Origin of the sequence: Kocuria sp. CCUG 69068 (assembly GCF_020833785.1) — a bacterium.
Classification (GTDB): domain Bacteria; phylum Actinomycetota; class Actinomycetes; order Actinomycetales; family Micrococcaceae; genus Kocuria; species Kocuria rosea.
The window spans coordinates 35,645-44,551 of the sequence record NZ_PDDL01000021.1; the positions used below are offsets into that span (position 1 = coordinate 35,645).

The following is an 8,907-nucleotide window of genomic DNA, read 5'->3' on the forward strand; positions in this document are numbered from 1 at the left end:
ATGCAGCTCGACCTCCTGCTCGTCAACGCCACGGTCCTGACCATGGACCCGGACCGCCCGACGGCGTCGAGCCTCGGCGTGCACGGCGGGCGGATCGTGGTCCTCGACGACCCGGACGTGCCGGCGGCCGAAACCGTGGACCTCGGCGGGGCCACCGTGCTGCCGGGGTTCGTGGACGCGCACTGCCACACCGCGTGGTTCGGGCTCGGCCTGGCGGAGGTGGACCTCTCCGGCTGCGCATCCCTGGACGAGCTGTACGCGGCCCTGGAGCGCGGCATGGCCGCGAAGCCGCGGGACGAGGAGTGGCTCATGGCCACCGGCTTCCTCCCCGCCACCGTGGGCGGGTCGCTGCCCGACATCGACGTCCTCGACCGCATCACGGGCCGCACGCCGCTGTTCGTCCGGCACACGTCCGGCCACGCGGCGGTGGTGAACTCCGAGGCGCTGCGGCGGGCGGAGATCTTCACCCCGGGGACCCCGGACCCGGTGGGCGGGCGGGTGGTGCGGGACGACACCGGCCGCGCCACGGGCCTGGTCGAGGAGACCGCCCAGGCCGTGGTGCAGGAGCTGTTCCGCCCCTACCCGGTGGACCGGATCGTGGCGGCGCTCGACCGCGCCACCGCCCGCTACGCCGCCGAGGGCATCACCACGTTCGCCGAGGCGGGGGTGGGCGCCGGGTGGATCGGGCACAACCCCTCCGAGCTGCAGGCCTACCAGCAGGCCCGGGACGCCGGCGTCCTGCACGCCCGGGCCCAGGTGATGCCCGTGCTGGACGTCCTGCACGGGATCAGCGGCCTCGGGGACGGCTCCGAGCGCGGGCTCGACCTCGGGCTGCGCACCGGCTTCGGCGACGACGAGCTCAGGCTCGGACCGGTCAAGGTGTTCGTGGACGGCTCGCTGCTCGGGGAGACCGCCGCCGTGACCGAGGCGTTCTGCGGAGGCCACTCGACGGGCTACTTCCAGGAGAACCCCGAGCAGATGGCCGAGGCGATCCACGCGGCGTACCGCGCGGGCTGGTCGGTGGCCGCCCACGCGATCGGGGACCGGGCCATCGACTTCGCGATCGACGTGATCACCCGCTGCCAGGACGAGCACGGGCGCCACCGGCTGCCCAACCGGATCGAGCACGCGAGCATCACCCGCCCGGACCAGCTGCCGCGGCTCGCGGCCGCGGGGATCGTGGTGACCCCGCAGATCGGCTTCCTGCGCCCCATGGCCGCCCAGTTCCGCCGGCTCCTGGGCCCCGAGCGCACGGACTGGACCTACCGGGGCCGCAGCTTCCTCGACGCCGGGGTGCGGCTGGCGGGCAGCTCCGACCGGCCGGTCGCCGACGGCGACGTGCTGCGCTCGGTCCAGGCCTGGACCGACCGCCTCGACGGTGACGGACGGCGGTTCGGGCCCGCCGGTGAACGGCTCGACGTGCTGCAGGCCCTCGCCGCCTACACGTCCGAGGCCGCGAAGGCGCTGGGGATGTTCGACCGGATCGGCTCGCTCGCCCCGGGCAAGCTCGCGGACCTGGTGGTGCTGGAGGAGAACCCCCTCGAGGTGCACCGGCGGGGCGGGTCGGTGGAGCACATCGGCGTGCGCGCGACCTACCGCGGCGGCCGGCTCACCCACCGCGCCGGCTGAACGGCGCCGGACGGAGCGGACAGCGCTCAGCCCTCCACGAGGATCCCGTCCTCGTCGGCCCACACCGTCCGGCCCGGGCGGAAGGTCACGCCCTCGATGACGACCGGCACGTCCTGCTCCCCGACGCCGTCCTTGGCGGACTTGCGCGGGTTGGAGCCCAGGGCCTTGACCCCGAGGGGCAGCCCGGCCAGGGCGACCCGGTCCCGCACGGGGCCGTTGATGATGACCCCGGCCCACCCGTTGCGCACCGCGGACTCGGCGATCATGTCCCCCATGAGCGCGGTGCCCATGGAGCCGTGGCCGTCCACGACGAGGACCGCGCCCTCCCCCGGGGAGTTGAGCACGGCCTTCACCAGGCCGTTGTCCTGGAAGCAGCGGACCGTGCGCACCGGCCCGGTGAACGCGGCCGTCCCGCCCAGGTCGAGGAACTGGCGCGGGCAGGACATCAGCTGCTCCCCGCGCTCGTCGTAGAGGTCGGCGGTGGTGAACGGGCGCGGATCGGTCATGAGCTGCTCCTGAGGCATCCGGTGGTGGTTCCGGCACCAGCCTAGCCAGCGGAACCGCCGCGCTCGGCCCCGGCGGGCGCCGCGGCCGGCCCCGGCGCCTCCTCCCGCGCGGCGGGCACGGTCGTGCCCAGCGGGATCTCCTCGATGAGCAGGGACAGCACGAGGCACGCCGCCGCTACCGGGAGACCCCACAGGAAGATCGGCGGCAGCGCCTGGGCGAAGGCCTGCGCGACGGCCTCCTGCACCGGGGCGGGCAGTCCCGCGAGCACCTGGGGGCTCAGGGCGTCGAGATCGAGGGCGGGCACGACGCGGCCCCCGAGCGCGTCGTCGAGCCGGGCGACGAAGACGGAGCCGAACACGGCGATCCCGAAGGACGCCCCGATCTGGCGGAAGAAGTTCGACGACGACGTCGCGGCCCCCAGCTCCGCGGGCGGCACCGCGTTCTGCACGATCAGGACGAGGTTCTGCATGAGACAGCCGATGCCGAGACCGGTGACGGCCATCCCCGCGGCCGTCAGGGCGTACGGGGTGGACTCGTCGATCAGCGAGAGCAGCGCGAGCCCGGCGGCCATCACCGCGGAGCCCAGCACGGGCCAGTGCTTGTAGCGCCCCGTGCGTGCGATGCGGCGGCCGGTGCCGATCGTGCCGACGAGCATCCCGGCCGTCACGGGGATCATCATCAGGCCGGCGGTGGTGGCCGAGGCGCCGTCGACCATCTGCAGGTAGGTGGGCAGGTAGGTGATGGTCGCGAACATGATCACGCCCATGCCGACGGCCGCCGCGGTGGGCACCACGAAGTTGCGCACGCGGAACAGGTGCAGCGGGATGATCGGCTCCGCGGCGCGGCGCTCCACCATCACGAACAGCACGCCGAGCACCAGGACCGCCCCGGCGAGGCCGAGGATCCGCGGGCTCGACCACGCGTACGCCGTGCCGGCCCACGTGGTGAGGAGCACGAACGCCACGCTGCCCAGCGCCAGCAGCGCCGTGCCCAGCACGTCGAGGCGCACCCGTCCCCGGGGGACGTGCGGCAGGTGCAGGAAGCGGGGGATGAACAGGAGCGTCACCAGGCCCAGCGGCAGGTTGATGTAGAACACCCACCGCCAGCTCACGAGGTCCGTGAGGAACCCGCCGACCAGCGGCCCGCTCACCGAGGCGAGACCGAAGGCCGCCCCGATCACGCCCATGTACCGGCCGCGCTCGCGGGCCGGCACGAGGTCCGCGATGATCGCCTGCGCCCCGATCAGGAGGCCGCCGCCGCCCAGGCCCTGCAGCGCGCGGAGGACGATGAGCTGCGTCATGTCCTGGGCGGCGCCCGAGAGCACGGAGCCGAGCAGGAAGACCACGACGGCCACCAGGAAGATCCGCTTGCGCCCGTAGAGGTCGCCCAGCTTCCCGTAGACCGGCAGGCCCACGGTGGCGGCGAGCACGTACGCCGTGACCACCCAGGAGATCCGGTCGAGCCCGTCCAGGTCCCCGACGATCGAGGGCAGCGCCGTGGCCACGATCGTCTGGTCGAGGGCGGCCAGCAGGACCGCCATGAGCAGGCCCAGGAACGTCAGCCGCAGCCGGCGGCGCTCCGTGCGGCCGGGGTCCGCGACCACGGGGTCAGCGGTCGATCTTCAGCACGGAGCCGTCCTCGACGTTGACGAACACGTCCACGGAGTTGCCGTCCGGCTCGTCGATCTCGACCTCCCACACGGTCGTGCCGTCCTCCGTCTCGAGCTGCGCCTCGTCGACCGTGCCGTTGACCGTCTCCAGCGCCGTGGCCAGCCCCTCGTCGAGGGGCACCCGGACCTGGGCGAGCTTCTCGCCGTCGTCGCTGTCGAGGCCGCCCTCCTCCTCCTGGCTGATCACGTCCTCGCCGTCCTGCGAGACGTACACCTGGTGCTCGCGGTCGTCGGCGGCGACGGTGACCTCCCAGCTGGCCGGGCTGTCCTCCCGTCCGATCTCGAAGGCCTGGGCGTCACCGCCCACCGCGTCCTCGGCCGCGGCGACCGCGGAGGCCACGACGGCCGCCTCGCCGCCGGACCCGCCGGTGGCGTCGTCGGTGGGGCTCTCCGAGGGCGAGGCCGAGCCGGAGGCCGTGGCGGTGCCGTCGTCGTCGGGGCTCGCGCTGTCGTCGGGGCTCGCGCTGTCGTCCGGGGTGGCGGTGTCGTCCGGGCTCGCGCTGTCGTCGGGGGTGGCGGTGTCGGCCGGGGCTCCGGTCTCCGCCGGGGGGGTGGTGCCGTCCCCTCCGGCGCCGCCGTCACCCCCGTCGCCGCCGCAGCCCGTGAGGAGCAGGGCGGAGAGGGCGAGCGCCGCCAGGGACAGGTGCCTTCGGTCAGTGTGCTTCATACCCGGGATTCTTCTCCCCTGCGGACCCCCTGGCAAGGACGTGACCGGGGCGCTGACCCGCCCGGCGCGGACCCCCCACCGGGCTCACAGGCGTCGCGTCTACTATCCTGGAGAGCGCCTGACCCGGGACCGGGTGCATGCGCACCGTGATCGACGCCAGGAAGGAGGCGGCATGGGATTCCTCGAGAGCCTCGAGAAGAACATCGAGAAGGCCGTCCGCGCCACCTTCTCCACCGGCTCCCGGAAGCGGGTGGAGGCCGTCGAGATCGCCAGCGCCCTCCGGCGGGAGCTCGACCAGGAGGCGTTCACGATCTCCGCCGGCCGCACCATGGCCCCCAACGTCTTCGTCGTGGAGTTCTCGGACGAGGACTTCCCGCGCGCCCAGGACTGGGGCACGCCGCTCGCGGAGGAGCTGTGCGACGTCGTCATCAAGCACGCCCGCAGCCAGGCCTACACGCTCCAGGGGGCGGTGAAGGTGTCCTTCACCCGCAACCCGGAGGTGGAGGCCGGCGAGTTCCGCGTCCACTCCTCGGCCCAGCGCACCGCCGAGTCCCCCAACACCCCCGCCACCCCGAGCGGGCAGCGGATCGCCCGCGGCCACCGCCGGGAGGAGGACGAGGGGGAGCCGACGCGCTCCGTGCCCGCCCAGCACTGGATCCCGGTGCTCGACGTCGACGGCGCGCGCTACTCCCTCAACGCGGACTCGATCGTGCTGGGCCGCTCCGCCGAGGCGGACATCACCGTGGAGGACACCGGCGTGTCCCGCAAGCACCTCGAGATCCGGCGGCAGGGCGAGCACTTCGTGGCCGTGGACCTCGGCTCGACCAACGGTTCCTACGTGGACGGGGAGCGGGTGATCGGCCGCACCGAGCTGGTCAACGGCTCCGTGATCACCATGGGTCGGACCAGGATCACGTTCCGCCTCCTGACCCCGAAGGGGAACCGCTGAATGTCCGAACTCACCGTCACCCTGCTCCGCTTCGGCTTCCTGGCGCTGCTCTGGATCTTCATCTTCAGCATCGTCGCCAGCCAGGGGCGTGACCTGGCGGTCGGCGGGAAGCTCCCGGCGGTCCTCACGAGGTCCCGCGCCGAGCGCCGGGGCGCCGTGGAGGACCCGGTCCCGCCCGCCGCGGGCCCCAGCACCGGGCAGCGCTCCCGCCCCCAGACCCTGGTCGTCCTCGACGGCCCGCTCCGCGGCCGCAGCTACCCGCTGGGCAACGCCCCGGTGCTGCTGGGCCGCTCCCCCGAGGCCACCGTGCCCCTCGGCGACGACTACGCCTCGGGGCGCCACGCCCGGCTGTTCCCGCAGGGCTCCCGCTGGTTCCTCGAGGACCTCGGCTCCACCAACGGCACCTTCGTCGGCCAGCAGCGCCTCTCCCGGGCCGTGCCGCTCGACCCCGGGACCCCGTTCCGGGTGGGCAAGACCGTCCTGGAACTGAGGTCCTGACGCATGGCGATCGCCTTCCGCTACGCGGCGCGCTCCGACGTGGGCCGCGTCCGCTCGAAGAACGACGACTCCGCCTACGCGGGCCGCCACCTCGCCGTGGTCGCCGACGGCATGGGCGGACACGTGGGCGGGGACGTCGCCTCGGCCTCCGCGGTCATGGACCTCACGAGCCTCGACCGCCCGGACCACCACGGCGACGGCGCCACCGTGCTCACGGACGAGATCCAGAACGCCAACCAGAACCTCGCCAAGCTGGTCCTGGGCAACGCCCGCCTGGGCGGCATGGGCACCACCGTCACGGCCCTGCTCGCCGACCAGGACGAGCTCGTCGTGGCCCACATCGGGGACTCCCGCGCGTACCGGCTCCGGGGCGACGAGTTCCGCCAGGTCACCAAGGACCACACCTTCGTCCAGCGGCTCATCGACGAGGGCCGGCTGCGCCCGGACGAGGCCGAGTCCCACCCGCACAAGAACGTCCTCATGCGCGTGCTCGGGGACGTCGACGCCTCCCCCGAGATCGACGTGGAGACCCTCCGCCCGGAGCGCGGCGAGCGCTGGCTGCTGTGCTCCGACGGGCTCAACGCCGTGGTCCGCCCGGAGACCATCCACTCGGTGCTGGGCTCCACCGACGACCTCAACCAGATCGTGGACACGCTCGTGGAGCTGACCCTGGACCGCGGGGCCCCCGACAACGTGACCGTGGTGGTCGTCCAGGTCTTCGAGACCGACGACACCGCCCCCGTGCCGCAGGCCGGCGAGGCCCGCGGCGCCGTCCCGGACCCGGAGTTCGCCCGCACCTCGGACGAGATCACCGGGGACGCCGGGACGCCGGGGACCGCCGAGGCCGAGTCCTCGGCGGCCGCGCTGCGCCGCGACCTCGCCGCGCGCCCCCACCTGCTGGTGGGCGCCGCCGCCAACGCCACCCAGACCGGGCGCATCCCCACCGTGAGCGACAGCGTCCTGGAGCGCCGCGCGACCCTCCTGCAGACCTCCGCCCCCGACACGCTGGCCGATCCGCGGGACGTCGAGTCGGCGCTGCACCGGGCCGACGCCACCGTCCCGTCCCCGCGCCGGCGCCGCCACCGGCGCGCCGTGGCCGTGCTCGCGCTGGCCACGGCAGGGCTGCTGCTCGTGGCCGGGGGCTGGCTCACGAGCGGCTGGATCAGCTCGCAGTACTACGTCGGCGAGCAGCAGGGCAACGTGGCGATCTACAACGGCGTCTCCCAGTCGCTGGGGCCCGTGAGCCTCAGCGACCTCGAGCGCGCCACGGACCTGCGGGTCGAGGACCTCCCGGGCTTCGCCCAGGAACGGGTCCGCAACGCCATCCCCGCCGGCAGCCTCGAGGAGGCGGAGCGGATCGTGCGCGAGCTGCGCGAGTCCGTGCCCGAGGAGACGCCCGGCCCGGAGCCGCGCCCGACGGGCACCGTCCAGCGGGCCACCGCCTCCCCCGCCGCCTCCCCCGCGGCCTCTCCCGCGGTCTCTCCCGGTGGTGACGGATGAGCGCCCCCGCCGCGACCTCCCCCCGGGAGGAGCAGGCCGAGCCCCGCCAGAAGCCGCGGCGGCTCACCGAGCTGCTCCTGCTCGTGCTCGCCGTGGGCATCGGCGTGGGCGCGAACGTCCTCGTGGACCCCGACCAGCTGGGCTCGGGGGACCCGCACCTCTTCGTCTCCGGGCTGGTCCTGGGCATCGGCGCGCTGGTCCTGCACGTGGTGCTGCGGCTGCGGGCCAAGTACGCGGACCCCTATGTCCTGCCGATCGTCGTGGCCCTCAACGGCCTGGGCATCGCCATGATCCACCGGATCGACCTCACCACGGACCAGACGGCCGCGGGCTCCCAGGTGGTGTGGACGGCCTTCGCCATGACCGCCGCCTGCCTGGTGCTCTGGTTCCTCAAGGACCACCGGGTGCTGCGGCGGATCACCTACATCTGCCTGGTGCTCAGCGGGCTGCTGCTGCTCCTGCCCCTCCTGCCCGGTCTCGGCCTGGAGCTCAACGGCGCCCGGATCTGGATCTCCGTGGGCGGTCGCACCTTCCAGCCCGGGGAGGTCGCCAAGATCACCCTGGCCGTCTTCTTCGCCGGCTACCTCTCGACCAACCGGGACCTCATCCTGCTGGCCGGCAAGAAGATCGGCCCCGTGCGCCTGCCGCGGTTCCGGGACATGGCGCCGATGTTCGCGGCGTGGATCATCGCGATCGGCGTGCTGGTGTTCCAGCGGGACCTCGGCTCCGCGATCCTGTTCTTCGGCCTCTTCCTGGCCATGATCTACCTCGCCACGAGCCGGCTCGGCTGGATCGTCATCGGGCTGCTGCTCGTGGCCGTCGGAGGGTTCTTCGCGAGCCAGACCTTCGGCCACGTGGCGGCACGCCTGGACTCCTGGCTCAACGCGTTCGACCCGGAGGTGTACAACCGGGCCCCGGGCGGCTCCGGGCAGATCGTCCAGGGCCTGTTCGGGCTCTCCTCCGGCGGGCTCTTCGGGCAGGGGCTCGGCCAGGGCCGGCCGGACCTCGTCTCCTACGCCAACTCGGACATGATCATGACCGCGTTCGGCGAGGAGCTGGGGCTCATCGGCCTGAGCGCCGTGCTCGTGCTGTTCTTCCTGTTCGTCACCCGGGGCTTCCGGGCCGCCCTGGGCACCCGTGACTCCTTCGGCAAGCTGCTGGCGGCGGGGCTGTCCGCGGTCATCGTGCTGCAGCTGTTCGTGGTGGTGGGCGGGGTCACCCGGCTCATCCCCCTGACCGGGCTGACCACCCCGTTCATGTCCGCGGGCGGCTCCTCGCTGCTGTCCAACTGGATCATCGCGGCGATCATCCTGGCGATCTCCCACACGGCCCGCCGGCCCGTGGTCACCGGTCCGGCCACCGAGGCCGACCTCGCCGAGATCGCCGCCCACGAGGCCGCGCTGCGCGAGGCGGCGCGGCGCGACGAGCAGGAGCGCGCCGAGCGCCCGGGACGCCGCCGGGACCGCCGTCCCGGGACGGATCCGGACG

General features: G+C 73.8%; 8 protein-coding genes. 5 read left to right on the plus strand and 3 right to left on the minus strand.

The genetic code is table 11. The annotated features are described in order from the left end of the window. The gene (locus tag CRM73_RS06390; RefSeq protein WP_144836814.1) at positions 1–1,629 is read left to right on the plus strand and encodes an amidohydrolase; all 1,629 of its coding nucleotides are present in this window, start codon (positions 1–3) and stop codon (positions 1,627–1,629) included. Positions 1,630–1,655: 26 nt separating this feature from the next. Here the strand turns inward: CRM73_RS06390 and rraA are convergent, their stop codons facing one another. The 3 genes from rraA to CRM73_RS06405 are packed head-to-tail and all read right to left on the minus strand — an operon-like array spanning position 1,656 to position 4,472. Then, positions 1,656–2,135: a ribonuclease E activity regulator RraA gene (gene rraA / locus CRM73_RS06395; protein WP_017834086.1), complete on the minus strand. Its 480-nt coding sequence runs from the start codon at positions 2,133–2,135 to the stop codon at positions 1,656–1,658. 41 nt (positions 2,136–2,176) lie between these two features. After that, positions 2,177–3,739: an MDR family MFS transporter gene (locus tag CRM73_RS06400; RefSeq protein WP_229587191.1), complete on the minus strand. Its 1,563-nt coding sequence runs from the start codon at positions 3,737–3,739 to the stop codon at positions 2,177–2,179. A gap of 4 nt (positions 3,740–3,743) precedes the next feature. Continuing rightward, complete coding sequence (locus tag CRM73_RS06405; RefSeq protein WP_229587192.1) at positions 3,744–4,472, minus strand: PepSY domain-containing protein; 729 nt, start codon at positions 4,470–4,472, stop codon at positions 3,744–3,746. Positions 4,473–4,644: 172 nt separating this feature from the next. On the opposite strand from CRM73_RS06405, the gene CRM73_RS06410 reads away from it, so the two are divergent. The 4 genes from CRM73_RS06410 to CRM73_RS06425 all read left to right on the plus strand — a co-directional run. Next, complete coding sequence (locus CRM73_RS06410) at positions 4,645–5,421, plus strand: DUF3662 and FHA domain-containing protein (protein ID WP_095651319.1); 777 nt, start codon at positions 4,645–4,647, stop codon at positions 5,419–5,421. Then, positions 5,422–5,919 carry an FHA domain-containing protein gene (locus tag CRM73_RS06415; protein WP_017834090.1) on the plus strand — a complete coding sequence of 166 codons (498 nt, stop codon included), beginning with the start codon at positions 5,422–5,424 and terminating at the stop codon, positions 5,917–5,919. It begins immediately after the preceding gene. Positions 5,920–5,922: 3 nt separating this feature from the next. Then, positions 5,923–7,419 (plus strand): PP2C family serine/threonine-protein phosphatase, encoded by a 1,497-nt coding sequence (locus CRM73_RS06420; protein ID WP_229587193.1) that lies wholly within the window; start codon positions 5,923–5,925, stop codon positions 7,417–7,419. Continuing rightward, positions 7,416–8,907 (plus strand): FtsW/RodA/SpoVE family cell cycle protein (locus tag CRM73_RS06425; protein WP_229587194.1); only part of this gene is annotated, 1,492 nt, incomplete at its 3' end. The genes CRM73_RS06420 and CRM73_RS06425, both read left to right, overlap by 4 nt.

Bases quoted from the DNA above. Each gene is read 5' to 3' on its own strand.
- CRM73_RS06415 (WP_017834090.1), top strand. From the start codon at position 5,422: ATGTCCGAACTCACCGTCACCCTGCTCCGCTTCGGCTTCCTGGCGCTG.
- CRM73_RS06410 (WP_095651319.1), top strand. From the start codon at position 4,645: ATGGGATTCCTCGAGAGCCTCGAGAAGAACATCGAGAAGGCCGTCCGC.
- CRM73_RS06390 (WP_144836814.1), top strand. From the start codon at position 1: ATGCAGCTCGACCTCCTGCTCGTCAACGCCACGGTCCTGACCATGGAC.
- rraA (WP_017834086.1), bottom strand. From the start codon at position 2,135: ATGACCGATCCGCGCCCGTTCACCACCGCCGACCTCTACGACGAGCGC.
- CRM73_RS06405 (WP_229587192.1), bottom strand. From the start codon at position 4,472: ATGAAGCACACTGACCGAAGGCACCTGTCCCTGGCGGCGCTCGCCCTC.
- CRM73_RS06420 (WP_229587193.1), top strand. From the start codon at position 5,923: ATGGCGATCGCCTTCCGCTACGCGGCGCGCTCCGACGTGGGCCGCGTC.